Here is a 23536-nt window from a genome sequence, read left to right as displayed (position 1 = left end):
TATACTCAAGCGTGTCGTTTTTCGTTGCCAACCTTGGTCAGCGTCTGTATCTGGTCGTCAACAGGAACGATTGGATACAGATGATGACTCAAAAAGACGATTGGATTAGCAGTTCGGAAGCTCAACGGATTCTTGATGTAAGCGATGAGTATCTCGCTACTGCGGCGCGGAACGGCCACATTGAGACGGGGCGACTAAAAAACGCCACTACGGGGCGTCCATCGCGCAATGTCCGCTATCGTAAGCTTGATGTCTTGGGGATGATGATCTCGAAGGAGCTACAGCGATGCGAACGGTAATCGATGCTAACACTGATCTGGACACGATCGAGGACTGGTGCGAGCGGCAGCGCATCGCCGGGGATTGGCAACCCGTCTTGAGCAACCGTTTGATTGTAGGGTGGGCTACCGATGCAGACCCGGATGAACGGTTTCTACTCCGCCTGAGATTCGGTTTCGCACCAGTCGAGATAAGTAGGTTGGGGGTAATGGGATGATCGCCGTCAAAGAACAGTCAGCCTGAACAGAATCTCGTTGTCGTCCGACCAAGATAGCTCACCGCTCAGATCATCATAATCAAAATCAAGATTGCGATCTATCGCGAAGATCAAACGCTTCGCTTCTATGGACCAAATCGGATTGGGGTCCGGATCGGCAAAGCCGTGGAGACGAAGCTTAACCGTAAGAGCGTTCATGCGCTCATAAAGTTCCACTCGGCCTACTGCCTCTTGCCGCAATAGAGCGCGCTTATTCTGGTCCATATCTAACTCCTGTGTATCCTGCGGAGTATTTAGACCGTCTTTGCGTTTGGGTGGTCGCGGGCTAGTAGGTCGAGTAGATACTCAGCATCCACGACCGCCAGCATCTTGCGACGATCCTGTCTGACGAACGCGACCGGCTCCAGACCGTCTTTGCGATCAGCCTGCTCCAGCGCTGCATATACCGGGGTAAAGCCGGTCGCCTTGCTCTTAACCTCGATCGAGATCGGCAAAATGGTTTTTGCCATGGCGGAAAGCTGGATATCCGCCCCACCAGAGCCCATCGGACACGATCGGCAATCGTCGGGCGTCATGCTCGGGAATCGCGCTAAGATGGCGTCTCTCACCCATTGCTGGGCATTCCTCCCCTTTGCTTTCGCGGCCTTGATCGAGATACGCGCCATTAGGGGAACGGGTACCGCTTCGGATCAAGCTCCCAATGCGGACCATCCTTGAACGACCGCCAATCGCCTCCCCAGCTTAGCGCTACCTCACACTCCTTCGCCGCCTGCTTAATGAAGGGCGCGAGCTTGTGGTAGTGCGGCCAGTGCCACGAGATTTCTGAATCGCCGTCGCCATCGGTATCGATGAACGGCACAAGATCGACGGCATGTCCGGTAAGATGCTTGGAGCGTAGCGTCTGGGATGCGCCTTGCTTCACAAGCTGGCGCTGGCGCGCAATCGTGCGAAGCCCCTCCAAGACCATAAAATCAATCTGGGTGATGGTGATTGCGTGTTTGACGACGCGAACAAGATCAGGATGGACGCCATCAAGGCGTGAAAGCGATGTTTGAGATAATCGGTAAGCCATACCTCTATTTATGAATAGGCAGCCGATGGCCCGATGGGGATAAATACAAGCAAGCCCCAACGGAGAACTTACCTTACATGCCCATCCATCTTAACAAAGAAATTCATGCCGTCCCTATCTACTCGGTAGACTCAGCGGGTAATCCGACCAACGCCAGCACAAAGCTTGTCGATAACACCGGCGCGACGCCTTTGATTACCAGCAACTATCCCGCCGTAGATGGCTGGATCGGTGGAACGGTCTCCCCCGTATTGGCAACAGGCTCGTTCGGAATGGCGTTCAACGGCACGACTTGGGACCGTGTGCGCGGCGACACATCTGGCGCTTGGACGCACGCTCCGCAGAACACCGTATCGGGAGCGCTGAGCGGTACCATTGCGACAACGGGTGGGACGGCCTCGATTCCGTTCATCAACACCGCTCGGCAGGAAGTGCACAACCCGTCCAACGCCATCCTTTGGGCAAGCTGGGCCGGTGCGCCCACTCCTAATGGTGCAGGATCGTTCCAAATCGCGGCTGGCGCGAGCTACTCGACCGACCGCACGACGGGGACGCTACAGCTACTCTCGACGGCGGATGCTCAGAGCTACACCGTCCATCGATTCTCGTGAGTAAACGCCCCCACTACGATGTCCTCCTAGACATCATGCTCGGTGATTTCCAAAAGACCGCGATCCAGTCGTTCCGCTCTGCCATGGGCGACGATGGCCACAAGGTGGAGCCGAAACAGTCGAGTTCGTATTGTGTCGCGCGAGTGTTGGAGGGGTTGGGCGATCGTAGCGATACGCTGGCAACGGTTCCCTATACGGGTGCCATGCCCACCTATGCCCACATTACCGATCCCGCCCATGCCGCGCAGATGGTCGCACGCGGTCTCGCTAAGGCGGTAGGGAACCGTAAGACCCGCCGCGCTGGACGATGACCGGCGAACCATTCGGGCCGTTCGCCTACGGTCCCTACACCGGGCCAAAACAAGTTTTTGAGGATGGCGGCGGGGATTGGGCCTGTTGGCTCTGGCTATCCGTAAATTTCCAACGCTCGGATTACCTGCATCGGGAACGACGCCTGCGCTGGTCGCTCGATGGGAACCGATATTTTGGCGATTTGTCGATGATCTGGTTCCACGATCTCGACCATGCCGCCCTCTATGTCATGCGATGGCGGGGGCTGGTGTAGGAGCCGCTCCAATGACAGCACTCGCTCACGAGTTAAGGTCTAGTTCTCGATCGATATCGGTTAGCTTAAGCTCAGGAAAAACTTCTGGAAGAGAATTATATTGCTCCCGAATTTCTTCATAAAGCTTTGTCTGCTTGATTATGAGTTCAGCCTGATGCGCGGATGGGGCTTCCGATATGCCTTTTCGCACCAGCCTTCTGACTTCGATATACTGGTTAGCCTTGCTAAACACCTGTAAAAACTGCCCGTAGGTTTCATTAGGGAACAGAAAGGACGCTTGCGAATACGCCACATCTACCTCTTCCAGCAAGTCCTTCGATAAAGCATCAGGTTTTTCCTCTATTATGGTCCGTAGCAATCTGTCGATCGCGCTATATACCCGGTAGCGCTTTTCAAACAGGTCATGCGCCAGTTTCGACCGCTCTAGATAAACTTGATTTTCGAGAATGCGGGTTTGTCGTTTGCCGATCCTGTAAGCGCCGATGACCGCCGCAAGGCCGACGATCAGTCCCGTCAGCGCCTGCATCAACGACGCGAATGTAGGCCAGTCAAACGCACTCCACTGCATCATTCTCATACCCCAATCGATCGGGGCAATTAGGGGGCATTGCGCAGCGCAGCGCAAGCGAGCTTCATGGGGGAGGCGACGCGCCTCCCCCCGATCGATCAGTCAAAAATAAGTTTTAGCCGGTGACCCACTCGCCACCCTGCTCCCGATAGTCAAAGCCGCTGATCAACCAATCGCCGGTAAGGGCCTCCGCGATCTCTTCGGGATCGGCCTCTTCCATATCGAGCGTTGCGGTGGAGGGCAGACCGGGGACGAACTCGTTATCGGTCTCATAGGTAATGTTGCGCACTTCAATCATCATGGTCCGGTCTCCGTTGGTTAGGACGGAGAGCCACATAGTCGCCAAAATTGGCCACTCAAAGTTAAATCATTGTCAAGTGAACATTAGGTCCGATCCAATCTCTTAGCGCGGAGACCAAAATGTGTGCCACCAAAGATAATATTGTCAAACGAAAGAATGGTGTTGCGGGACATATTCTGGCTATGTATTTGATCGATCGACTGAAGCGAACGAAGTCCAAGTTCAGGTAGGTTGTCGCGAGATCGTCTAGGCAAAGGACACACCAAAACGATTTCGCTTCTTCGGATGTTAGGCCCGGACGGCTTGGCATGTGGCTATCTCGTGGGGGCCGGAAGCCCCCACCTTTATAACGGGCTTACGCTGATGATCGACATGAACACGCAAGAGAAAACTATCTACCGTCTACTACGCGACCCCAAGGATTTTGCCGCTAAGGCGATGATCGACAAATGGGTATCGCAGGGCAAGATGAAGCTGGAAGATGTGCGGCTAGCGCCATCGAGCGGCTTAAGCCCGTTCTACCGGCTATATGAGCACGAGCGCGAAGAGAACGCTAGGCTCACGAAACAAATCCGCGAATTTAACGACAAGCTTGAGACGCTCTACGCTAAACTAAAGGTGACCAAGACCCGCCACCATTTTCGCGAAGAGGACCGCGAACTGGAATGGCGCTTCACAACTCGCGAAGCCCTGAGAACAAATCTTGGGCGCAATCTGGGGGCTCACGGGCTGACATCGTGGGAGACCCGCGAATGGGCGATCGACTGGTTCAGGGCGAATCTGTGGACGCTACGCGAGGTATCAACGGCTACCCTACTCGAAGCGATCAAAATCGTGCACCAGAACAAAGGGTGGGAAGAGCGGCACGCTGCCCTGAAGGCGCTGATCGATCCAAATCGTAAGGAGCGGGCAGGGCCACCGTGGCAGGACTGGACGAAAGTGCGCGACCGGTTAGAGCGGAAGACTGAGAAGGCAGGGCAATGACCAAGGCAGTTATCAATATACTACACGAACACTTCACTAGGTTTGTAGACGGTAAAGAGCGGCTGATAGGAAACTCCTATTCCAAGATGCATCTGCTACCAGCATTCTTCATTGACGATAAAGTAAAGTGCGAAGTGGAAATGGTGTATGAGCCGTTCGGGCCGTTGCCCTTTGAACGGCTTTGGGTGGTCTATCAGACAGATAACGGTATCTTCGGGCCAGCAACAAACATCGTGTCGGTTTATGACGGGGATGTTATGACCATGTTTAAGCTATCAGCCCAAGCAGACCTGAAGCCATCTATCATGTTGAGGCTGGACGACCCAAGCAGCGCGGTGGCACCTTCGGCGGTGGACGCGAAGTTGGCTATCATGGAAACCCTGCCTGAGCTTCGTTTTGTTTTTGGAGCGATCATGAAACAGGATCGTGAGATCGTGACCCCAGATGCTCTCACAAAGCTTAACCGCAAACGCGGTTACGCCGGTAAAAGCAAGCTGGCACCATTCATCACGATCAAGAATACCATAACAGCACCCCAGCCCCACCAAGGCGGAACCCATAAGTCGCCGGTGGGCCATGAACGGCGGGAGCATTTTCGCACTTCCCGCAAGACCGGGAAATCCTACCCGGTTAAGGCGTCGAGCGTGAATGGTGGGAGCTATGTCCCCCGGAACTACCGGGTTGAGACCTAACCCCCCGCCAACGCTTCGATGATCGCCTCCAAACGCTCAACCCGACGCTGCAAAATGATTTTGGCCTCGGCTTCGTTTTGCAGGTCACGGCGCAGCGTCTCGATCAGCGCCTCTGCACGACCGGCGGCACGATCTGCCGTGTCGGCGACCCTCGCAACGGTCTTGATGTCCCACCCTTCACAAACTTGATTTGCTTGGATGTAGACCGTCATCAGGGCTTTCGTCGGAGCGTCGAGATCGGTCGTGCCGATGATCGCGAGAGCTTCGCGGTGGGTGGGGGTGCGCATCTGGTATTTAGGTTGCGAGACGGCCTGCGGTGCGTGCAAGCATGGTGTCCACTAAGGAGAGGGGAAATATGCGGGCGATCATTACGGCTCTTGCTGCTTTGACCTTGGCGTCCTGCCAACAGGCAGAACCGGCAGAGTTCGATCCTGAAGAAACGGTCGTGTCGGCACCCGATGCCGAAGGTAATGTGGCCGAAGATACCGTTGCTGCCTGCACTAAGCGGGGCATTGCGTATTTCAAGGAGATCGGGAGCTACCCCACTTTGAGCAGCGCGCCGAACCGTGGCCGTGCTGCCGATGATGTGGCAGCGGAGCGCTGCAATCGGACGCTGACGGCGTTCTGAACACGCTGGGGGAATGTGTGCGCAGCCCCTGTTCGTCGAAGGCTACCGGGAGACGCGAGTGCATCTGGGACGAGTGGGCCGACGAACCGAGATCCAAAGAAACGGTATAGAAGCGCGGCGTTCGCACTCTAAACAGCCAGAGTTTGGCCAGCTATAGGTCGGCAGCATCTGGCACGCGACCTGTCAACCCTATGCGGCCTTTTCCCGATCCGCTATTATTAGCGCTATGCGCAATATCCCTTCACTGCTGGGCGACCGCCGCTTTCGACAAGTCGAGCTAATCCGCCTGTTTACAGAGGGGAGGAAGGGCCACCCTCTCTACGGTCTGGCGGCGCTGTTGTTGCCGCGAGTGATTGGATTTGGAGTGATCGGCCTTATCGGGTGGTCTCAAATCACCTAGCTCAACGAGTTCGACATGGAAATCGTCGGTAAGGATTTATCCTTTTTGCCGGTCTGGCGGGTCAGCGGTGCTGCCACCACCGAACGATCCAATAGCAGCCAAACCCAATTATCAACGACACAACCGCTGTCGGGGCGGTAGCAACCAACCAGAGGCTACGCATTTCGCAAGGGCCGGGGGAGCAGCTACCCATCGAGGTTGCAAGCGCCAAGAGCAACCACAGGGGGATGCCTATAGCCACCGCACTTAGGCACCCGGCGGATCGGGCTTTGCGATCTTGTTCTTCGGCATCCATGTCAGCGGCGATGCCACCACCGAATGAATTTATAAATGCTGAGCCCTGCTAGCGAAGCTACAATCAGTGTCGGGGCTGTAGCCACCACCCACATTTTCACAGGATGACAGGGGCCATGATGGCAGTAGATCATAAACGACAGGCCAATGAGCATGAAAAATAGCGGGAGGCCAACTATCACCGCGCCTAAACAGCCGACTATGCGGGCTTTCCGGATTAGGTAGCGTTCGTGTGCATCCATAGCCCAGCGATGGGGGATTATAGGGGGAGGCGCAATCGAACAGTGCAGGCGCGTCGTAAGTCCGCGCCTGCACCGGTTTGCTCCACCTATCCGGAGTTAGCCCGGTTGGTATGTTATTTAGATGGGCGAGGGGTTTTCACGCCCACCGCATCTTGAACAGCATCGCTTCGTTCTCCTCGGCGAACTCGACCACACAGGCCAACTCGACGGTCTCTTTGGCGGGGTAAGTGGTTCGAATGTTGACGAACGCTATCTCGGTGTCGCCTTTGCAGTTGGCCTCCAGCCACCGTTCGATGATCGCGACGGGTTCTCCCGGCTCCAGATGCACCGCCGTAATGCGATCAGTAGGGGCAATCGGCATCGATCATCTCCCTTACGATCTCCGGCGTGGGGGCGGGTTCGGGACTAGACAGGACGCCCGTGCGCCATCCCGCGTGATCCGAAGGCATCGCGAGACGGCTGCTTAAAACGGCGTTCTTGGGGAGGGGGGTGCCGTTCGCGTAGTGGCGTTCAAACGAGTGGAACTGGATCGATTCCCCCGGATGCCCCATTAGGATACCGATGCGCATGTCGTCCCGCAGCGCTTCGGCTTCGGCTTGATCGATCACGGCGAGCGAGTTCAAAACGAAGGTTGTTCCGTTCCCCTTGGTGGTCGAGTATGCAGGCCCGCCCAAAGTCTCAGGGGGAAGCCCTGCGATCAGCTTGGCGTAATCGGACCAATCTTGCGATACCGGCTCACCGTTCGTGATAACGAAGCCGCCCTTCGATTGTTTTGGGTCTTGATACTTGGCCAGTTTCTCGGTGCGTTCGTCGGCGTCCATAAGGTCGAAGGTGACCTTCACCGCGCGCGACTTGGTGGTCAAAGGCACCGTCGCAGGTGTCGTCCATAGCTCAAGCTGAGCACGGAAGCGCTGCGCGCGCGCGGACGGTTCCTTCTTTTTGCGTGATGGTTTGCGCCCTCCTGTCGCTCGCCAGTTGTCAAACAGGGTAAGCTGCGCGGCGGTGATCTGATCGAGTCGGGGAAGGGTGGTTGTCAGTTCCCGCTTGATCTCTTCGTCTCGATAAAGAAGGGCATTGTAAAATACCGGACATTTGCGCCGTGTCATCGAGACTAGCGTTTGCAGCATATCCGGATCGCTGTCCGCAGTTTCTTCGAGATAAAGTAGTAGTGTTTGAAATTCGTCGTGCTTCATGATGTCCTCTCATAGCTCCGCTGATGGGTCGCCAAACCCTCACAGATTTATTTATCATGAAGCATCGATGGGCCACCTTATTAAAGTGACCTCCGAAGCAAGTTGGCGATTTTCAGTCTGTCTATGAGGTGCCAGTCTATGTGACGGCAAGCGAAGCAGATGGCTTCGGAGGTCATATGTATTTATATCGAAATTAGTGTTGCGTGTCTATTTACGCGGATAGCTATGGCCGGTTTCGCCGGTTCCGAGTTGTTGCATTTCCAGCGCGCCATGCACGGTCTATTCGAGTGGTGCGAGGTGCCACTCTTATATACTAAGGGAAGGAAATAAGGGGCACAAAGTGCCTATATATAAGATTGGCACCTAAGTGCTCAATCTCGAAGCGACATACCGGCTCTGTCGAGCGGGGGAAGAAGAAAGAAGAAGCAGGAAATGGCGTATTTCCGCCATTTTAGTCGAGTAAAACTCGATTTAAGAGCAAGCTGCCGCGTCGATCTGAAGCATTTACTTACGCTGGATCAACGGTTCTACGGCGCGGTGCCGGTCTACCCTAGATTGGCACCCAACCTATGGAAGGGTGCCAATCAACTGACATTGGCACCCTACAGGTGCCAATCTACCCTAGATCGGTCCCTCGGGTGCCCATCCGGGTAGATTGGCACCTAATCATAGCAAGGTGCCAATCCACCCTAGATTGACACCTTGCTGCTGATACTGGTCAATCGACCACATAATGCATTCCAGCACCATCGATCCCGGTGATGGTGAGCTTTACATCCTTAAAGGCTACTGGCTGTGGAAACTGTGTGCCTAGGGGAAAGGTATATTCCTCTGTAAACGCTGGTCGGGCCATGTCATCGACGAATTCGCGGTATGAGAGGCGCAGCGTGTCCTTCGTGGACCCAAGGTAGATCAGAACTTGCTTCAGGCTGCCGGGCGCACCATCGATATACTCGCTCTCGATGTATGGTAATGGCTTCGGCAGTTTCTTCCCGCTTTGAACTTCATTACCCGCTACCCTGTCGAAAGTCCCGTTCCCGTCGTCATCCATAAGGCAACCGACATAGTACTTTTTGGCAAATGCTTCCATTGTCGGTGAGGCACACGCCTTTAGTTTCGCCTTGCTGTCGATCCGCATAAGTTGCGTTCCAGCAGGAAGATCAACCTGTGCAAACAAAATCTTTGCTTTAACCGGTTCGTCGATGCGATAGGATTTGGCAGCCCTGTATTTTTGATGAACATATACATTGCTTCCAACCGTGGCTGTCGATTTTATGCCCTTGCTTGGTGTTACCAGTTCCCGCATTTCTTGAGCGTTAGCAGCGCCATTGGCCGATACCAAAGCGATGGCCCAAGCAAACCCCATCTTCTTCATTATTCATCCCCCGACTCACCATCATGGTAGGGCCATCGCCCCCGGCGTCAATCAGCACCAGCCAACGCGGCGCGGGGCGCGTGAGGTTAGCTAATTAGCGATCTGCCGTGCCCGATAAAATACGGTTCGAGAAAGAAAATTGCTCTGGGTGGCTATTTGTTAAGTCACAATATGACGACCCGCATTCGAAACGCGCGACTCGACCTCGGTTAAAAAAGATGGGGAAATATCATTGCCCATCAGTGGACCGCGAGTATTCCGCTCTTCATGCATATAGTCCCTGCTATATTCATGGTCATACTTTGCATGAACGACGGGTTGGGTCATAGCTGCTTTCAGGGTGGCGATTACATTCGAAGCTTTAGTTCGTTTTTCCGTCGTGTGCCCCCGTGTCATATCAATATTCTTTAAGGGCGGTAGCCGCCATTCTTCGAAGGAAGCCATGTATGGGTCTTCTGTGCTACGGCTCTGATTAGAGTCATTCCCAAAAGTGTAAAATTCACCAACTGCTTTGAGTAGAGTAAGTGGCTCGACCTTGATCCTATAATTCCAACTCGCAACATAGGTGGCAATAATATCGAACATCTGTTCCAAATCGCGGTTCGACCATTTGAAAGAACTTGTCCATGTTTCAAAGATATCAACCGGGCTTAAGCCAAGGGTGGGGTAGAAGCTGGCAGACAGATCGATATCGAATGAGAGCGCAAGGTTTTCCAAATACCGTCTCTTCGATGGCTTTGGAAAAACAAATACACGATCAAAGAAGCGGCGAAGGTAGCGGTTGCTATCGAAACCCTCGCCGTAGATCGCTTTCACCGAATGTGCCAACTGCTCACTATCAGTTGCCACGATGAATATAAGCCCCTCTATCGAAAAGAGGTGTTTGATGTCTTCGAGCATTTTGATCGCGTAAAGCGGACGGCAACGATCAAGCTCGTCAATAAACACGAACATGGGCAGCGTCGCTCCGCCGCTGGCTGACGCGGCGGCTATCGTCTCTCGGATTCGGCTACGGAAAGTTTCGATGGCACGGGATGCGGCCTTGTGATTTGCGACTCGTTCCGCCGCAATCTTCGCTGCAACGGCGTTCAGTGCCGCGTCTGCGCCCTTTTCAAAGGCGGCGGCGTCCAGCGTCTCGGCTCCATCGCTGGCCTGCTCGATCAGCTTTTCTAAGCCTATTCCGGTAGCCATCTTTATGAAATGAAATCCCACTTGCTTCAGGGCTTCCGTGCCAATGGCGGCAGCGGCGCGCTTAGCGTGATCGAATGGCACGGTTACGCTGTCTTTATGGGCAAATGGCAGCAGCATCTCGTCGATAGCCGCGATCACCGATGTGAGGGGGTCATCGCCATGGTCATCCTGCCATGCATTGACCATGGCGACGGTTCTGCCGTCTTCGGCTAATTGTGCCTGAAGATTTTGGAGGAAGTAGGTTTTACCCTCTCCCCAACGCGCATCCAGATTTAGGGTGTAACCGGCGCTTCCAGCCTTTCTGCGGGCTTCGTATCGCTCAAGAACCATCTGAAGAAGATGCTCGGCATCTGCCTTGCGATTGAGGTGGTCGCCTGACCAAGGTTCGTGGATCATACCTACACGCTAAATGGCACGCGCTCGGTTGGGTAGCCCCTCTCGCAATGGTAGCGGAAGCGGCTTTGCGACCCGATCGATAGATACGGTATGAGCAAATCATCCCCGACCGTATCGCCCGCCGTCGAGCCAATCGTCTATATGACGCGCTCAAGCGCTCTGGACATGATCCAGCAGATTATGACGCTGTAGAGTTAGCGAGATCATATCGAAGCATCGGGGGAAGTTTGAAGAGCTTTGTGGGGATGCTGGACCGATGATCAGCTAGAATTTGCGTGCGGGAAATCCAGAGAATGGGGCGCGCTTGCATTCAAGCTTAGATACATCTTTGATAGGGTCGGTCGGCTTTGTCGCATTACGCAGACGGTATGTCCTCTCAGCGTAGTACTTTCCCGACTCCCTATTGACATATCTAATGAGTTTTTCACCTTCATTGTCGCTATTTACGAATAGGATCATGCGGTCATCAAAAGCTGCAATGTCGAAGGTTTCAGGGCACGCCTGAGCGCAATAGCGCTTAAGCTTTAAATCAACCCGAAACTCAATAGAAACAGGGCGCTCCTTGCCCATAAGCCCTTCTGTTAGGGTGCCACTACAGATTAGGTTAAATGCTAATGCCGCCTGTAGGATCATTTCCGCCCCCTGTAAGATTGCGCCATAGCTCCACGGCTTCCAATGCGGCGCGTTCATCGCGGCCATGCCCCATATAATGGGATACCGCGAGCAGTGCCTTTCCGCGCAGTTCGTTAGCTGAATGCGACCATCGCATCATGGTTCGGCGGTCCTTCATGTCGATCGCCGCGCATAGCTCGTCGATACTCATACCAAGGGCTACGCGCATTTCCTTCAGGTGGGTTCCGGTTAGCGTCATATGTCCCCATACGAGCCCGTAGGAGCCCGACACGCATAGAGGGGCGCAATGCCCCTCCATGTTTCTCCTAGCGCTGTATCGGCCCGGATGGGCACTAGGCAACCATCCTCCCGACGAACTTGGCGAATGTCCGTTCGCTCGCCTGATATCCCTTCCTATGGCTGGGGTACCGAACCCCGCACGATCGAGCGATCGAGCATTCGCGCGACCGAAAATAGCCATCCGCCCGAAAGGTCATCGACCAGACCGGCTTACCGGTGCGGCGATCCTCGCCAAGCGCGGCTGTCCATCCCTCGCCAAGAATCTGGGGAGCCCATCCCCTGTTGTTCATCGGCACCTTAAGGGCGCGCAGTAGCTCGACAGCCTCAACAAGGGGCAGGGTCTCATACGACAAGGCATGGTCCCCAATGCGGTAGTAGGCGACGCGGGCGATCATCGACCCATCCCCGCGAAGATAGCTTCAGCAGCCGCGACAGAGCCATGGGCGCGCGATGCCTCAGCCCATTCGCTAAGCGTGCGGCCGGTTTTGAATGAGGCATCGCGTTCGATGCGCAATCCGAAAGGAAGATGGATTCGGGCGATCTCGCCAAGGCTGAAATAGCCCAATTCGGGGCATTGGAAGCCCAAGTCGGCCAGCCCGAATAGTGTCATGCCATCGATCTCGGTGGCGAGCCATGTGGCGGCACCCACGGGATTATATAATTTCAGCACGGGAACGGCGTTGTCGGTGCCACGATTGGCAACAAGCTTAGCGCGAAGTTCGACGGTCAATAGCTGCACGGTAGGTCTCCAGAGTGTCGGGCTTGGCCCGGTTGACGGTGAGGGGGCGGCGCTAACCGCCCCCAAGGCATTAGGCGGCGAGTTGCTCGACATCCTCCCCGGCGCACGCTTCAATCCACTGTGCGGCCTTGCTGGCCAGCGATGCCGCCTTAAAGATGGCGCGATCATCTTCGCGAAGGACGGCTAACCAGTTGCCGACATAATCCGCGTGACGGGTCGTGTATTCGATGCCGACCCCTGCGCAGACATATGCCGCGCCGATCTCCGCGACGAGTTCCTCGCGAGCGTAGTCTTTGCTCCCAAATTTATTGAGGATGGCGCGATCAAGGCGGCTCTTATGCCCGGTCGAATGAACCAGTTCATGGCTAAGGGTGCGGTAGTAATCGAGCAGATCGGGGAATGCCGCACTTTCGGGCATTTGGACGAAATCTTGAGAGGGCGAATAGAATGCCTTGTCGCCGCCGTGCTGCACCTTAACGCCGGTTGCCTGAAATAGGCTGTCGGCGAGTGCCACTCGGTCGCGCTCATCATTGGTTGGGAGGGGGGCCTCAAAGGTGCCGATGCCTTCACATTGCTGGATATTAAAAACCGACATCGATTTGAGGAAAAACACGCTAGCAGCATCCTTGCCAGTCTGAGCGGCCTTCGCCTTTTCGCTCTCTGGGACGAACGACCCCGCATAAACGATCGTGGTGCCGCGCTCGCCTTTGCGGACATGCCCGCCGAGATCGGTAGCTTGCTTGTATGTAAGCCACCGATTGACCGCATAATTACCCTTAGACATCGCCGACCAAATCAACAGGATGTTGACGCCTGAATAGACGCGACCGCTAATGTGGTTTCTTGGCATCGTCATAGGGCTAGCTCCAGCCGTCCAAGGCCGAGCCCAAGGGGCAATGCCTTGCTTCAGATCGGCAATGATTTGAGCGGTGACGGTTGCGTAGATATCGCGCTTCATGATGTGTCTCCGAATGTCGGGCTTGGCCCGGTTGACAGTCAGTCTCAGTTAAGGATGTCGGCGCATTCCAGCAGTTCAATAAGCTTGCGCGCCCACTCATTGGCAGCGGCATCCTTGCCGCAAGCTTTGAACGCGATGGCCTTGGCCAATGCACGGTTGACTTCAGATCGGTCAATCATTCTGGGAGGGTCTCCATTGGTCGGGCTTGGCCCGGTTGACGCCTTTATTAATGTCGATGGCTCGCTATACTGTCAAGCGGAAATAGTCAGGGGAGCGAATATTTCCCAAGTATTCCCCGCAGGCGAGGTGTCAACTAAAATGGACACATTAGGTGTATGGTCAGACTAACACACCACATGTCAGCGGCGCGGCAGCTTCGGCGGTGTCTGATGCTGTTAACGCTACCAATACCGCAATCGTCCCCGAAAGCTCGCCCGAAACCTTTCATACGGTTATGCAAACCGTATGAAACCCGCAGAAAACCGTCATTTATTGACGATCTGAGACGATTCAGGGGTTAATCTGGGGATGATTGGGCGATCGTCCCAACACCGTTTGAGGCACGATCTGGGGCGATGATGAGGGGAAAGGATAGGGGAGACGATAGGACAGGGATCAGGGGACGATCAGGGACAAGCTGGGGAATATCCCCGGCGATGCCGCGCGCGGTGGTATCTATCTATGATGGGGCGAGGATCGGGGCACATCATGGGGCAGATCGTCGGGGAGACGGTCGGGGAGACGATCCGCGACCCCACCCCCACCCGTGTCCCTCTCGCGAAGGACCGGGGCGAAATTTCCCCACCACATACATCCACGATTCTAAAAATTGTTAAGTTCCGAAGGTGGGGCTCTCCCAAGCTTTAGCTTGTTTCTCTAAAACATCGTTTTCATGTTTGGCTGCGGTCTCGTGATCGTTCTCACTGGCATAGGATGAGCTTAACGCCAGCGCGTGTCGCGCAGCTTCATATACTGCTTCGAGTAGTTCGATTGTGGGCCGATTTTCATCGAAGCTTAACCGGACGGTCAAGTTAGCTACTTGAGCGACGGAGCGGCCAGCAACATCCTCAACCGTCCTGAAGGATACAACGGCCTTCCAGAAGTTGGGGTAGGCTGGCACGATACTGTCAATCTGAAATCGATCCATTTGGGCGTCCTTGCTGTGAGGCTTTAACGGTAGCGGGTCACGCTAGGGGCGTGAAGGGCAGCCTTGGCAGAGCGCTCAGACCCACCCCCTTCAAATCGTAAAACCAAAGCCGCCTATTGTTGTTCGTCAGTTTTTGGTTTTGGGTCGAACGATGTATCATCGACCCTTGGGCCTGACGCGCTTACCGCTACGGCAAACTCCTCAACATTACGGCGCACGATCTTGAGATTGTCATACGGCTGCGAAAGTTTATGCGTGGGCATATTGCCGTCTGAATCTTGAAACAGATCATGCCGCCCATAGAAATCCCAGATGCGCTGGGCTCGTCGCTTATCGGCGTCAGCGTTATGATCATCATGTTTGATGATCGTTATCACTAAGTGAAGTAGCTCTAATTTGTCATCGACTTGAAGGTGATTTGAAATATAAGCGCATTGATCTTTGAAATTGCGCGGCACCTGAGCGCCTTCGTATTGCGCCCATCGGCCAACCTGCCTCTCCCAAAAGTGGAAAAGCATAAGCAATGTTGCTTCAGCTAATAGCTGCCGCGCCCTTCCTGCTTGATGAATGTCATATCTTAGAGGCCGTGTCAGAACGGTGGCGTAACAGTGGACGATCGAGCTTCGATGTGATTCCGGGCGGTTGCGAGACCAGACCTGGAAGGCATCATGTGGAACCCGACCGCCCGTGCGCTGCATAGCCGCACGGGCCTGCGCTATGGAAGCGATCTGACCGATGCGGAGTGGGCGATTGTCGCGCCGCTTCTGCCCAAGCCTTGCGATCGAGGGCGACGTCGCCGCTGGCACTGGCGCGAAGTGCTCGACGCGATCTTCTACGTGCTGAGGACGGGCTGCCCATGGCGCTTTCTGCCTGATGGCTTCCCGCCCTGGCGCACCGTCTATCGCTGGTTCGGCGAGCTACGCGATAGTGGCGGGTTCGAGGGGTTGAACCACCATCTCGTCCAGATGGATCGTGCCCGTGTCGGGCGCGAGCCGATGCCATCAGCGGCCGTGATCGACAGCCAGAGCGTGAAGACGACCGAGGCCGGTGGCCCATGCGGCTACGATGCCGGCAAGAAGATCAAAGGTCGAAAGCGCCATGCCATGGTGGATAGCGACGGGCGGACGCTCGAACTGCTGGTTCACCCTGCCGACGTGCAGGACCGCGACGGCGCCGTGCCTCTGCTCAAGATGTCCCGCGAGCGGCACCCGTTCGTGAAGCTCGTTTACGCCGACAGTGCCTATACCAGCGCGCGTGTCGCAACGGCGACGTCGATCGGCATCCAGATCGTGCGTAAGTTCGCCGACCAGACCGGCTTCGTCGTCCATCCGCGCCGCTGGGTCGTCGAACGAACCTTTGCCTGGCTCAACCGCAACAGACGCCTCGCCAAAGATTTCGAGCAAAGCATCCGATCCGCCACTGCCTTCCTATACGCCGCGTCCGCCATGTTGCTTATCCGGCGGCTCGCTCGTTACGCATGAGATTCGAGACGGGCTCTTAGGTAGGTCTCAGGCGGATAGTCGTCCTCCGCGACTGCGATATGCTGGCCGGAATTGACTGCCCGTTCAACCTCGCGAAGTCGGGTTATCAGTTCATCAAGGCGTTTAGCGAAAGCATCGTCAGCTTGGTCAAATGCCATCATGATCGAATTAACGCCGCTCTCGAATTCATATCCCCATGTGTTGAACGGGAAGGCGACCATTCCCTACCCCATCACTTTCGACATCGGGTAGGTCTTCGTGATCGCGTCTCCCATCATGTCTACCGATACCGTCAGCGACGACCCCTCCACGGTGTAGGTTGCGACATCCTCGGTTCGCCAGCGACCTTGCTGGCCATCATCGAACGCGTCGAACTGCGCCCACTGCATTGATTGGCCATCCGGGGTGATTTGGCATCGTGACTGCCACCGCTTCCCATCGTCGGGACGACGGTATGAAACATGGAAGAGATTATCCTCCAGTTTCTTCGCGGTCATGGTGCCGGGGTCTCGACCGTTCACTACCGCGATCAGAGCTTTGCACGCTCCAAGCGGGTTTTGGGTGACGAAGGTGTCAGGGAGTTCGACAACCCGTTCGACCGCTGGTTCGGCAATAACCGGCGTTACTGCAATCTCGTTCGCGCCCGTGGTTGTGGCGGTGTTTTCGGTTGGCGGCGACCCGCACCCTGCCAAGCTCGCCGACATCATCGCGGCCCATACAATCTTCATAGCTAACCCCCCGGTTTCAGACAGATAGCCCGTTGGCTATTGGATTGATCGGCGACCGACAACCCAACCCGAGCATCCAGCTAAATAATGGATGCTAACGATCAACATTCCCGATTTTGGGAAAATCTTCGCCACCGCCGATACCTTCGACGAACTTCGATCGATCCCGGCCAACAAAATCCGAAACGGTTATTCCGCTATCGTAAACGGCGGCATGGCCCCCGGTGACGGTCTCGGGGGTCTCTACTATTGGGACGCCATCTCCACCGCTGAGGACGATGCCGATACCGTCTTGACTCCCGATAAGCCGCTGGCGGCGGGACGGTGGATCAAGATCGGTCTAGCTGAGCCCGGTCCTCAAGGTCCGCAGGGCACCCAAGGGGAGGGGCTCGCGACCGTCATGTCTCCTACTGGCGCAACGCTAGTGGGGTATCAGGGACGCACCGTAGCTCGGAAGCTCGCGGAGACGGTCTCGGTCAAGGATTACGGCGCGGTCGGCAACGGCATCGCGGATGATACCGCAGCGATCCAAGCAGCGATCGACGCCAGCCAAGGCGGTGTTGCCAGCGTCCTATTCCCGACCGGCACCTACAAGGTAAGCGCCACCGGCCTGCATCCATGGGCTGGCGGCAACGATATGAAGGTCGCGCTCTTCCTGCGCAGCGGTATCGAGCTTGTAGGCCAGCGCGGGACCACCATCATGATGGCCCCTGATCTTTCGAGCGATGCCGCACCGATCGGCATGGCGCTGATGTTCACCAACACCGCGCTCGAAAACATCTCGATCCGGAATCTCCGTTTCGACATGAACGGCGCGAACAACAAGCACGCGCATTCGCTACGCAATCATGCGCATCTGCATGTCTCGGGCAATGCTGCCTATATCGATAATGTCGATATCCATGACTGCGAGTTCATCAATACCGCAGGGGTTTCCTGCATTGTCATGGGGCAGTGCGGACCCCCACCCGAAGGCGTCAACATCCCGCTCGGTAGCGGCTGGAATATCGCCCGCTGCAAGTTCATCAATAACGGCACGGACACGCTCGATCATTCGTCCATCTTCGCATGGGCTGAGGATGTCGTGATTTCGGAATGCCTATTCGACTCTCCGCCATTCATCCCAGACATCGGTAATGGGAATGCGTGTGGCGTCGAGCTACATGGTGCGAACCAGCGGCTGATCAACAACACCTTCCGGGGTGGTGCATATCAGGCCGTATGGGTCAGCGAGAATACCACGAGAGAATCTCGCAACCTGATCATTGATAGCAACACCTTCCTCGATATCCTCGCATTCGGTATTTGCTTCTTCGGTCAAGGCGAACAGGATTACCTCAAGCCTGCCCGCTCGACGAAGATCAGCAATAACCAGTTCGAGTTCAGCAACATCCCTTACCCCGGCGTCGATGTTAAAGGCGGCGTCACGATTGCTTCGCCTTATGGGCAAGAGGAGTGGGAAGTCACCAACAACACCTTCCGCATCGCAGAGGGTATGACGACGGCTAATGCGGGCGTGCTAGTGATTGGCGGGCTCGAAGGACAGAAGCACGACAAGGGATTGATCGAGGGCAACACCTCCTATGGTTGCAGCTATTGCGTTGCCCTCTTCACCTATGACGAAGGTGAAATCGGTACCGTAATGATTCGTAATAATACCGCCTTCGATTCCAACGGTGCAGGAGTATTGACCAATGGTTCGGGCATCTTGGTAAGTGGCGGCTCCGCTATCTTCCATGACCTAACGATTGAGAACAACCATACGATTGATACTCAGAGCCCGCCGACTGCATTTTGGGGGCTGAGGATGAGTGGGACGGTCACCCGCCTGTCAGAGAAGTTCAACAGAGCCTACGGGGTGATCGTTGCACCCACCGATTATACCGGTCTCAGCGTCGGCTTTAGATACGGTTTCAACTCCGTTCCCGAAGTAATGGGCGGAACAACGATCGATACAGAGGCTCGTGCTGCTATCGAAGCAATCCGTATCTCATTGGTGCAGGCGGGAATGCTTCCTGAATAAATATGGGATGACCGATTCTACATCATTCGAGGGCCGCAAACCAAACGGCCAGTTCCAGAAAGGTGTCAGCGGGCGAAAGCTCGCTGGCAAGCCTTCCCAGAAAGCCACCGTCGAGGACATTCTCGACTCTAACGCGATCAAGGTCGCGCAGATGTTGATCAAGATCATCCTTGACCCTGATACCGCTGGCGGGCCGCGTGTCGCCGCGATCAAGGAATTCGGAGATAGATGGCAGGGCCGTCCTACTCAAACCACCGTAATGAAGAAGGCTGAGAACGAACTCGACGAAATCGATCTGTCCAACTTGGATGAGGAGACGCTCCGCAAGGTTGTAGCTGCACAAGCCCGAAAGGATTCGTGAGCGCAACTACGCTTACCGTTCGCCAGCAACTCGTTTACGAAAAGGAACTCTGCGAACGGTCGTTCAAAGACTTCATCCGGCTGGCATGGCCGCATGTCGATACAGCGGAATATAAGCATAACTGGCATGTGGATGTTCTGGCGGAGCATCTGCAAGCCTGCACCGATGGTCGCATAACACGCCTGTTGATCAACATCTGCCCCGGCTCAGCGAAGAGCCTTATCGTCAATGTTCTATTTCCGGCGTGGCTATGGGCCATTCGCCCAAAGACCCGCGTGCTATCCGCCAGCCATAGCTTCGATCTGGCGACCCGCGATTCACTCAAAACGCGCCGCCTCATTACTTCGGAATGGTTTCAGCGACGCTGGCCTATCGGGTTGAGGAACGATCAGGACGCTAAGACTAAGTTCGAAAATGACAGTTTCGGGGCGCGTGAAGCCACTCCGTTAAAGAGCATAACCGGCAACCGCGCCAACTTTGTTATTATCGATGACCCGCACTCGGTTGATGATGCCAAGTCGGCGGCAATGCGTGCCACGGCGGTGGAGACCTACCTAACGGCGGTACCAAGCCGTCTCAACGATCCAGACCGCGATGTTATCATTTGCGTGATGCAGCGCCTCCACGAGGGGGATGTGTCTGGCGCGATCCTTGGGCGTCCGGACCTAGATTATGACCATTTGTGCATCCCGCTCTTTGCCGATGGCGTGGATCGTCCACCGACTTCGATTGGGTGGATCGATCCCCGCGAAGAGGGGGAGAATATGTTCCCCGCTCGCTACACCGAAAAGGTCGTTCGGGGGTATCGTGCCTCCCTTGGTCCGCTGCAATTCTCTGGCCAGTATCAGCAAGCTCCGGCTCCGGATGCCGATGGGTTTTTTCGGAGAGAGTGGTTCCATCGATATGAACCAAGCGCGCTTCCCCAGCATGTAAACTATTACATGACCTCGGATCATGCCCCCTCGGGGAACAACGACTACAATGTGTTCCGCATATGGGCGGTGGACCATAATCGAGCGCTTTGGCTGGTGGATTCGTTCCGCAAGCGCTGCACCATGGATATCGCCTTGGGGCTGTCCCGCGATGCCAACGCCAAGACGGTTATTGCGCCTGAGGGTGCCTTCGCCCTGATCCGCAAATACAAGCCAAGGGCTTGGTTTCCTGAGAACGACGGCACTTGGGCGGCGATCAAATCGATGGTTAGCGCCGCCATGATTGAAACCAAAACCTTCGTGACGATCGACCCGCTCCCGACGAAAGGCTCGGGGGATAAAGTGGGTAAGGCGGTGGGGTATCAGGCTATGGCCGCGATGGGGCAGGTGCATTTACCGGTCGGCCCCATCGGGGATGAAGCCCTCAGCGAATACGCCATGTTCCCGGCGGGGAAGAGGGACGATCAGGTGGATGCTGATTCCGCCATCGCGAGAGCGCTTGAGGATGTAATCCCAGCATGGTTGCCTATCATTGCGCCGAAGAAAAAGCGGTCAATGTTTGACGACGACGATAGTAGGGCAACGAGCGACGACTGTTGGGGGTAATCGGCTAAATAGTCGATGGATGATAACATTGCGCAGTATGTCGCGCCCCTCGATCATAGCGACCTCAAAAAGTTTGTTGAAGAGTTCCGCGATAACACGCGCGAGAATAACGAACTGATTCAGCGCGACCGTGATTATTACGATGGCGATCAGATTTCGGATGATGTCCGCGCCGATTTGAAGAAGCGCGGGCAACCCGCGATCTACACCAACAAGATCGGTCCAGCGCTATCGGGGATACTCGGCATCATTGATGCCGGTGAAAGCGATCCCGCGTGCCTTCCCCGCACGCTTCGGTCTCAGGACGCCGCCGATGTTGCGACCAAGACGCTAAGGTATGTAGCTGATCGCGCTCAATATAAGACCGTTCGCAAGCTGTGCAGCGACAACTACTTCATCCAAGGTATCGCGGCTGGGATTGTCGAGTGGGACGGTCGCAACATTACCGTCTCCCGCATTCGCTGGGAAGATTTCGTTTATGATCCTTTGTCACGCGAACATGACTATAGCGACGCAAAGTATCTCGGTATCGCAAAGCTCATGGATGCCGTCGATGTAAAGGCCATGTTCCCCAAGACTTATGAAGAGCTTGGCCGTCCTGAGGGCGATAGCTTCGACTTCATGAATGATAAGTCGAATGAGAAATGGTGGCACTCTCACAACCGGAAGCGCCTTCGCGTAGTCGATCTGTATTACCAGACAGGCGGCGAATGGCACCGGATGATATTTTGCGATCAGGGCGAGCTATGGTCGGGACCATGTGAGTATGTGGACGATGAGGGCGTATCGATCTGCCCAATCGCCGCCACGACTTACGAGATTAAGCAGAATGGCGACAGATATGGGTGTATCCGCAACATGATCCCGTTGCAGGACGAAGTGAATGCCCGTCGTTCGCGCCTCCTGCACTTGGTCAACCATCGTCAAGTTCGGGCTATGGACCCCCGTGCAGCCGCGACGAATGTTGAGGTCGTTCGCAAGGAAGCCGCACGGGCCGATGGCGCAATCCCAGATGGTTGGGAAGTCATCCATTCGCAGGATTTGGCGCAAGGCCAGATGATGATCATGCAACAGTCCGGAGCCGATCTGGACCGTATGGCACCGACTCCATCGGTTCTAGGACGGGTGGCATCGTCGAGCGAGTCAGGCCGCGCGCGGCAGATGCTCCAGCAGGCCGGATACACCGAACTCGCGAGAGCTTTCGGGCGCTTTGAGGCTTTCGAAATGAACCTATATCGAAGAATGTGGTTCGCGGCGCGCCAGTATATCGATCAGCCCACCTTGGTGCGCATCGTTGACGATCCCCGCGCTGTCGAGTTCCTACAGATCAACGAACCCGTCATGGAAGAGCGGATGGTCCCGGTTGCCGATCCAGCGACGGGGCAACCGCTCATCGATCCCTACACGGGCCAGCCCGTCATGCAGCCTCACATGGTTCAGATCGATACGAAGAACCGTCTCGCTGAACTGGATATGGATATCCAGCTAACGACTGTTCCCGACCTCACCACTCAGCAGCACGAGGTATTCGAACAGCTTATGGCCCTCGCTGGTTCGACCGGCGTGAGCCCATTTGCGCCTGAATTTTTGGCATTCCTCGAAATGGCGCCGCTGGCGGACAAGACCGCCACAATCGAGCGTATCCAGAGGCTCGCGCAGAAATCGAGCGAGCAGGACGCGGAAGCTCAGCAGGCCATGCAGCAGATGGCGACAGCCGAAAAGGGTGCGGAAATCTCGGGCAAGGAAGCCAAGGCGGCGAAGGATCAGGCACTCGCCGCAAAAGCCGCGATGGACGCTAAGAAGATCGAGCAGGAGGTAGCTCGGGGGGCCATGCCGGTTAATCCGTCCATGATCCCTCCCGGCTTCGGCGGGGGCTACTTCAGCGGCTGAATATCAGAGGCCAGTGTCTCTTTTACGAAAATAGCTCGCCTGACAGGTATCGTAGTCTGCTCCTTCATATCGAATGGCAACATATGACCCATCATCACCGGCGGTCATTTGAAGGCGGATGTTAGTCACTGATGAAGGAAGATTGGCACCGTCAGCCTTTATCCAAAAGGTATCGAGAACGCGCTTCTCACTCTTTAGGGCTTTACGAAAGTCATTCTTCTCTTCCGTGCTGGCATCTTTGTCTAACCAATCGAAGTCATCTGAAGGTTGGCCGTAGCGCCGCACCAAAGCGTCGCGCCAGTAAGAAAACTCCTTTCTTGTCTCCACGCCGGAGAGATCGGAGCGGATAGTATTTCCGACCCCGGTAACGGCGCAAACCGTGCCATCATCCGCCGCCATCGCGAAATATAGTTCCATTCGTGCATGGGGCAACGGCGGTTGAACAATGTGCTGGCCCGGTTCCGGCTCGGTGGTCTTATAGTCTCGGATATTGCCGCCGAGCTTGACGCCGAACGCCTGCGCATTCGCGGCCATCGGCGCGACGAACGCGGCCACCCCCAGCGCTATCCCCCAAATCCTCATAATCGTCCCCCTTGTAGCCTTCGATCCATAAATCCGATCGCGGCCTGCGCAAGCGATAAGCCCCGCAGACTAAATAAGTCTGATGACCGATAGCTACGGTCGAATGGGTCGCCGCCATCTAATAGGGCGTATCGCTTTTCGTTGTGCGTAACAACTGAATGGGTCGCCG

General features: G+C 55.6%; 32 protein-coding genes. 12 read left to right on the top strand and 20 right to left on the bottom strand.

The window, feature by feature from the left end; translation table 11 throughout:
• Positions 1–11 precede the first annotated feature (11 nt).
• Entirely contained in the window at positions 12–299 is a 288-nt protein-coding gene (locus OKW76_RS07155; protein ID WP_265552402.1) for a hypothetical protein, read from the top strand.
• A 203-nt stretch (positions 300–502) separates the two neighbouring features.
• Here the strand turns inward: OKW76_RS07155 and OKW76_RS07150 are convergent, their stop codons facing one another.
• From OKW76_RS07150 to OKW76_RS07140, 3 genes are read right to left on the bottom strand one after another with little or no spacing between them, the layout of a single operon-like run.
• Positions 503–760 carry a hypothetical protein gene (locus tag OKW76_RS07150; RefSeq protein ID WP_265552400.1) on the bottom strand — a complete coding sequence of 86 codons (258 nt, stop codon included), beginning with the start codon at positions 758–760 and terminating at the stop codon, positions 503–505.
• 29 nt (positions 761–789) lie between these two features.
• Positions 790–1161: a hypothetical protein gene (locus tag OKW76_RS07145; RefSeq protein WP_265552398.1), complete on the bottom strand. Its 372-nt coding sequence runs from the start codon at positions 1159–1161 to the stop codon at positions 790–792.
• Positions 1161–1568 (bottom strand): M15 family metallopeptidase, encoded by a 408-nt coding sequence (locus tag OKW76_RS07140; RefSeq protein WP_265552396.1) that lies wholly within the window; start codon positions 1566–1568, stop codon positions 1161–1163. Before OKW76_RS07140 ends, OKW76_RS07145 begins: the two co-directional genes overlap by 1 nt.
• A 77-nt stretch (positions 1569–1645) precedes the next feature.
• Here OKW76_RS07140 and OKW76_RS07135 point away from each other — a divergent pair, with 77 nt between their 5' ends.
• The 3 genes from OKW76_RS07135 to OKW76_RS07125 are packed head-to-tail and all read left to right on the top strand — an operon-like array spanning position 1646 to position 2744.
• Entirely contained in the window at positions 1646–2179 is a 534-nt protein-coding gene (locus OKW76_RS07135) for a hypothetical protein (protein ID WP_265552393.1), read from the top strand.
• A gap of 35 nt (positions 2180–2214) precedes the next feature.
• On the top strand, positions 2215–2490 hold the full coding sequence (locus OKW76_RS07130; RefSeq protein ID WP_265552391.1) for a hypothetical protein: 276 nt from the start codon (positions 2215–2217) through the stop codon (positions 2488–2490).
• Positions 2487–2744, top strand: coding sequence for a hypothetical protein (locus tag OKW76_RS07125; protein WP_265552389.1), 258 nt, complete (start codon positions 2487–2489; stop codon positions 2742–2744). Before OKW76_RS07130 ends, OKW76_RS07125 begins: the two co-directional genes overlap by 4 nt.
• A 25-nt stretch (positions 2745–2769) precedes the next feature.
• Here OKW76_RS07125 and OKW76_RS07120 read toward each other — a convergent pair whose 3' ends face one another.
• Together OKW76_RS07120 and OKW76_RS07115 are read right to left on the bottom strand one after the other, a co-directional pair.
• Positions 2770–3321, bottom strand: coding sequence for a hypothetical protein (locus tag OKW76_RS07120; protein WP_265552387.1), 552 nt, complete (start codon positions 3319–3321; stop codon positions 2770–2772).
• 106 nt (positions 3322–3427) lie between these two features.
• Positions 3428–3613: a hypothetical protein gene (locus OKW76_RS07115; RefSeq protein ID WP_265552385.1), complete on the bottom strand. Its 186-nt coding sequence runs from the start codon at positions 3611–3613 to the stop codon at positions 3428–3430.
• A gap of 363 nt (positions 3614–3976) precedes the next feature.
• Here OKW76_RS07115 and OKW76_RS07110 point away from each other — a divergent pair, with 363 nt between their 5' ends.
• Complete coding sequence (locus OKW76_RS07110; RefSeq protein WP_265552383.1) at positions 3977–4597, top strand: hypothetical protein; 621 nt, start codon at positions 3977–3979, stop codon at positions 4595–4597.
• The gene (locus OKW76_RS07105; protein WP_265552381.1) at positions 4594–5289 is read left to right on the top strand and encodes a hypothetical protein; all 696 of its coding nucleotides are present in this window, start codon (positions 4594–4596) and stop codon (positions 5287–5289) included. The genes OKW76_RS07110 and OKW76_RS07105 overlap by 4 nt, the downstream gene beginning before the upstream one ends.
• Here the strand turns inward: OKW76_RS07105 and OKW76_RS07100 are convergent.
• Positions 5286–5615, bottom strand: a complete 330-nt coding sequence (locus OKW76_RS07100; RefSeq protein ID WP_265552379.1) for a hypothetical protein — start codon at positions 5613–5615, stop codon at positions 5286–5288. The two genes, OKW76_RS07105 and OKW76_RS07100, sit on opposite strands and share 4 nt — an antisense overlap.
• A gap of 29 nt (positions 5616–5644) precedes the next feature.
• Between OKW76_RS07100 and OKW76_RS07095 the strand changes: the two genes are divergently transcribed.
• Positions 5645–5917: a hypothetical protein gene (locus OKW76_RS07095; protein WP_265552377.1), complete on the top strand. Its 273-nt coding sequence runs from the start codon at positions 5645–5647 to the stop codon at positions 5915–5917.
• A gap of 1072 nt (positions 5918–6989) precedes the next feature.
• Here OKW76_RS07095 and OKW76_RS07090 read toward each other — a convergent pair.
• The 11 genes from OKW76_RS07090 to OKW76_RS07040 form a co-directional block, all read right to left on the bottom strand.
• The gene (locus tag OKW76_RS07090) at positions 6990–7214 is read right to left on the bottom strand and encodes a hypothetical protein (protein ID WP_265552375.1); all 225 of its coding nucleotides are present in this window, start codon (positions 7212–7214) and stop codon (positions 6990–6992) included.
• Positions 7195–8046 (bottom strand): hypothetical protein, encoded by an 852-nt coding sequence (locus OKW76_RS07085; RefSeq protein WP_265552373.1) that lies wholly within the window; start codon positions 8044–8046, stop codon positions 7195–7197. Before OKW76_RS07085 ends, OKW76_RS07090 begins: the two co-directional genes overlap by 20 nt.
• Positions 8047–8764: 718 nt before the next feature.
• On the bottom strand, positions 8765–9421 hold the full coding sequence (locus OKW76_RS07080; RefSeq protein WP_265552371.1) for a hypothetical protein: 657 nt from the start codon (positions 9419–9421) through the stop codon (positions 8765–8767).
• A gap of 159 nt (positions 9422–9580) precedes the next feature.
• A complete protein-coding gene (locus tag OKW76_RS07075; RefSeq protein WP_265552369.1) occupies positions 9581–11008 on the bottom strand; it encodes a KAP family P-loop NTPase fold protein in 1428 nt (475 codons plus the stop codon).
• 264 nt (positions 11009–11272) lie between these two features.
• Entirely contained in the window at positions 11273–11707 is a 435-nt protein-coding gene (locus tag OKW76_RS07070) for a hypothetical protein (protein ID WP_265552367.1), read from the bottom strand.
• A gap of 266 nt (positions 11708–11973) precedes the next feature.
• Positions 11974–12315: a hypothetical protein gene (locus OKW76_RS07065; protein WP_265552365.1), complete on the bottom strand. Its 342-nt coding sequence runs from the start codon at positions 12313–12315 to the stop codon at positions 11974–11976.
• Positions 12312–12659, bottom strand: coding sequence for a DUF2958 domain-containing protein (locus OKW76_RS07060; protein WP_265552363.1), 348 nt, complete (start codon positions 12657–12659; stop codon positions 12312–12314). Before OKW76_RS07060 ends, OKW76_RS07065 begins: the two co-directional genes overlap by 4 nt.
• Before the next feature lie 70 nt (positions 12660–12729).
• On the bottom strand, positions 12730–13617 hold the full coding sequence (locus OKW76_RS07055) for an ArdC family protein (protein WP_265552362.1): 888 nt from the start codon (positions 13615–13617) through the stop codon (positions 12730–12732).
• 44 nt (positions 13618–13661) lie between these two features.
• Positions 13662–13796 carry a hypothetical protein gene (locus OKW76_RS07050; protein WP_265552360.1) on the bottom strand — a complete coding sequence of 45 codons (135 nt, stop codon included), beginning with the start codon at positions 13794–13796 and terminating at the stop codon, positions 13662–13664.
• Between the two features lie 653 nt (positions 13797–14449).
• Positions 14450–14764 carry a hypothetical protein gene (locus OKW76_RS07045; RefSeq protein WP_265552358.1) on the bottom strand — a complete coding sequence of 105 codons (315 nt, stop codon included), beginning with the start codon at positions 14762–14764 and terminating at the stop codon, positions 14450–14452.
• Between the two features lie 113 nt (positions 14765–14877).
• Positions 14878–15282, bottom strand: a complete 405-nt coding sequence (locus tag OKW76_RS07040) for a hypothetical protein (protein WP_265552356.1) — start codon at positions 15280–15282, stop codon at positions 14878–14880.
• Positions 15283–15432: 150 nt separating this feature from the next.
• On the opposite strand from OKW76_RS07040, the gene OKW76_RS07035 reads away from it, so the two are divergent.
• The gene (locus OKW76_RS07035; RefSeq protein ID WP_265549176.1) at positions 15433–16245 is read left to right on the top strand and encodes an IS5 family transposase; all 813 of its coding nucleotides are present in this window, start codon (positions 15433–15435) and stop codon (positions 16243–16245) included.
• Here the strand turns inward: OKW76_RS07035 and OKW76_RS07030 are convergent.
• Both OKW76_RS07030 and OKW76_RS07025 read right to left on the bottom strand, forming a co-directional pair.
• Positions 16236–16466 (bottom strand): hypothetical protein, encoded by a 231-nt coding sequence (locus OKW76_RS07030; RefSeq protein WP_265552354.1) that lies wholly within the window; start codon positions 16464–16466, stop codon positions 16236–16238. The genes OKW76_RS07035 and OKW76_RS07030 overlap by 10 nt on opposite strands.
• Before the next feature lie 3 nt (positions 16467–16469).
• The gene (locus OKW76_RS07025) at positions 16470–16973 is read right to left on the bottom strand and encodes a hypothetical protein (RefSeq protein WP_265552352.1); all 504 of its coding nucleotides are present in this window, start codon (positions 16971–16973) and stop codon (positions 16470–16472) included.
• A gap of 91 nt (positions 16974–17064) precedes the next feature.
• Between OKW76_RS07025 and OKW76_RS07020 the strand changes: the two genes are divergently transcribed.
• The 4 genes from OKW76_RS07020 to OKW76_RS07005 are packed head-to-tail and all read left to right on the top strand — an operon-like array spanning position 17065 to position 22785.
• Positions 17065–18996, top strand: coding sequence for a glycosyl hydrolase family 28-related protein (locus tag OKW76_RS07020; protein ID WP_265552350.1), 1932 nt, complete (start codon positions 17065–17067; stop codon positions 18994–18996).
• A gap of 7 nt (positions 18997–19003) precedes the next feature.
• Complete coding sequence (locus OKW76_RS07015; protein ID WP_265552348.1) at positions 19004–19357, top strand: hypothetical protein; 354 nt, start codon at positions 19004–19006, stop codon at positions 19355–19357.
• The gene (locus OKW76_RS07010) at positions 19354–20895 is read left to right on the top strand and encodes a hypothetical protein (protein ID WP_265552346.1); all 1542 of its coding nucleotides are present in this window, start codon (positions 19354–19356) and stop codon (positions 20893–20895) included. Before OKW76_RS07015 ends, OKW76_RS07010 begins: the two co-directional genes overlap by 4 nt.
• A gap of 15 nt (positions 20896–20910) precedes the next feature.
• Positions 20911–22785 carry a hypothetical protein gene (locus OKW76_RS07005; RefSeq protein WP_265552344.1) on the top strand — a complete coding sequence of 625 codons (1875 nt, stop codon included), beginning with the start codon at positions 20911–20913 and terminating at the stop codon, positions 22783–22785.
• 3 nt (positions 22786–22788) lie between these two features.
• Here OKW76_RS07005 and OKW76_RS07000 read toward each other — a convergent pair whose 3' ends face one another.
• Positions 22789–23340 (bottom strand): hypothetical protein, encoded by a 552-nt coding sequence (locus OKW76_RS07000; protein WP_265552340.1) that lies wholly within the window; start codon positions 23338–23340, stop codon positions 22789–22791.
• Between the last annotated feature and the right edge of the window lie 196 nt (positions 23341–23536).

Origin of the sequence: Sphingomonas sp. S1-29, from assembly GCF_026167545.1 — a bacterium.
Classification (GTDB): Bacteria; Pseudomonadota; Alphaproteobacteria; order Sphingomonadales; family Sphingomonadaceae; genus Sphingomonas.
The sequence above is the reverse complement of the archived record's forward strand: the minus strand, read 5'-3'. Positions and strand labels throughout refer to the sequence as shown.

What these genes read in the sequence shown, in the direction of transcription:
- OKW76_RS07150 (WP_265552400.1), bottom strand. Translation starts at nt 760, where the DNA reads ATGGACCAGAATAAGCGCGCTCTATTGCGGCAAGAGGCAGTAGGCCGA.
- OKW76_RS07145 (WP_265552398.1), bottom strand. Translation starts at nt 1,161, where the DNA reads ATGGCGCGTATCTCGATCAAGGCCGCGAAAGCAAAGGGGAGGAATGCC.
- OKW76_RS07140 (WP_265552396.1), bottom strand. Translation starts at nt 1,568, where the DNA reads ATGGCTTACCGATTATCTCAAACATCGCTTTCACGCCTTGATGGCGTC.
- OKW76_RS07135 (WP_265552393.1), top strand. Translation starts at nt 1,646, where the DNA reads ATGCCCATCCATCTTAACAAAGAAATTCATGCCGTCCCTATCTACTCG.
- OKW76_RS07130 (WP_265552391.1), top strand. Translation starts at nt 2,215, where the DNA reads ATGCTCGGTGATTTCCAAAAGACCGCGATCCAGTCGTTCCGCTCTGCC.
- OKW76_RS07125 (WP_265552389.1), top strand. Translation starts at nt 2,487, where the DNA reads ATGACCGGCGAACCATTCGGGCCGTTCGCCTACGGTCCCTACACCGGG.
- OKW76_RS07120 (WP_265552387.1), bottom strand. Translation starts at nt 3,321, where the DNA reads ATGAGAATGATGCAGTGGAGTGCGTTTGACTGGCCTACATTCGCGTCG.
- OKW76_RS07115 (WP_265552385.1), bottom strand. Translation starts at nt 3,613, where the DNA reads ATGATGATTGAAGTGCGCAACATTACCTATGAGACCGATAACGAGTTC.
- OKW76_RS07110 (WP_265552383.1), top strand. Translation starts at nt 3,977, where the DNA reads ATGATCGACATGAACACGCAAGAGAAAACTATCTACCGTCTACTACGC.
- OKW76_RS07105 (WP_265552381.1), top strand. Translation starts at nt 4,594, where the DNA reads ATGACCAAGGCAGTTATCAATATACTACACGAACACTTCACTAGGTTT.
- OKW76_RS07095 (WP_265552377.1), top strand. Translation starts at nt 5,645, where the DNA reads ATGCGGGCGATCATTACGGCTCTTGCTGCTTTGACCTTGGCGTCCTGC.
- OKW76_RS07090 (WP_265552375.1), bottom strand. Translation starts at nt 7,214, where the DNA reads ATGCCGATTGCCCCTACTGATCGCATTACGGCGGTGCATCTGGAGCCG.
- OKW76_RS07085 (WP_265552373.1), bottom strand. Translation starts at nt 8,046, where the DNA reads ATGAAGCACGACGAATTTCAAACACTACTACTTTATCTCGAAGAAACT.
- OKW76_RS07080 (WP_265552371.1), bottom strand. Translation starts at nt 9,421, where the DNA reads ATGAAGAAGATGGGGTTTGCTTGGGCCATCGCTTTGGTATCGGCCAAT.
- OKW76_RS07075 (WP_265552369.1), bottom strand. Translation starts at nt 11,008, where the DNA reads ATGATCCACGAACCTTGGTCAGGCGACCACCTCAATCGCAAGGCAGAT.
- OKW76_RS07070 (WP_265552367.1), bottom strand. Translation starts at nt 11,707, where the DNA reads ATGGCCGCGATGAACGCGCCGCATTGGAAGCCGTGGAGCTATGGCGCA.
- OKW76_RS07065 (WP_265552365.1), bottom strand. Translation starts at nt 12,315, where the DNA reads ATGATCGCCCGCGTCGCCTACTACCGCATTGGGGACCATGCCTTGTCG.
- OKW76_RS07055 (WP_265552362.1), bottom strand. Translation starts at nt 13,617, where the DNA reads ATGAAGCGCGATATCTACGCAACCGTCACCGCTCAAATCATTGCCGAT.
- OKW76_RS07050 (WP_265552360.1), bottom strand. Translation starts at nt 13,796, where the DNA reads ATGATTGACCGATCTGAAGTCAACCGTGCATTGGCCAAGGCCATCGCG.
- OKW76_RS07045 (WP_265552358.1), bottom strand. Translation starts at nt 14,764, where the DNA reads ATGGATCGATTTCAGATTGACAGTATCGTGCCAGCCTACCCCAACTTC.
- OKW76_RS07040 (WP_265552356.1), bottom strand. Translation starts at nt 15,282, where the DNA reads ATGCTTTTCCACTTTTGGGAGAGGCAGGTTGGCCGATGGGCGCAATAC.
- OKW76_RS07035 (WP_265549176.1), top strand. Translation starts at nt 15,433, where the DNA reads ATGTGGAACCCGACCGCCCGTGCGCTGCATAGCCGCACGGGCCTGCGC.
- OKW76_RS07030 (WP_265552354.1), bottom strand. Translation starts at nt 16,466, where the DNA reads ATGGTCGCCTTCCCGTTCAACACATGGGGATATGAATTCGAGAGCGGC.
- OKW76_RS07025 (WP_265552352.1), bottom strand. Translation starts at nt 16,973, where the DNA reads ATGAAGATTGTATGGGCCGCGATGATGTCGGCGAGCTTGGCAGGGTGC.
- OKW76_RS07020 (WP_265552350.1), top strand. Translation starts at nt 17,065, where the DNA reads ATGCTAACGATCAACATTCCCGATTTTGGGAAAATCTTCGCCACCGCC.
- OKW76_RS07015 (WP_265552348.1), top strand. Translation starts at nt 19,004, where the DNA reads ATGACCGATTCTACATCATTCGAGGGCCGCAAACCAAACGGCCAGTTC.
- OKW76_RS07005 (WP_265552344.1), top strand. Translation starts at nt 20,911, where the DNA reads ATGGATGATAACATTGCGCAGTATGTCGCGCCCCTCGATCATAGCGAC.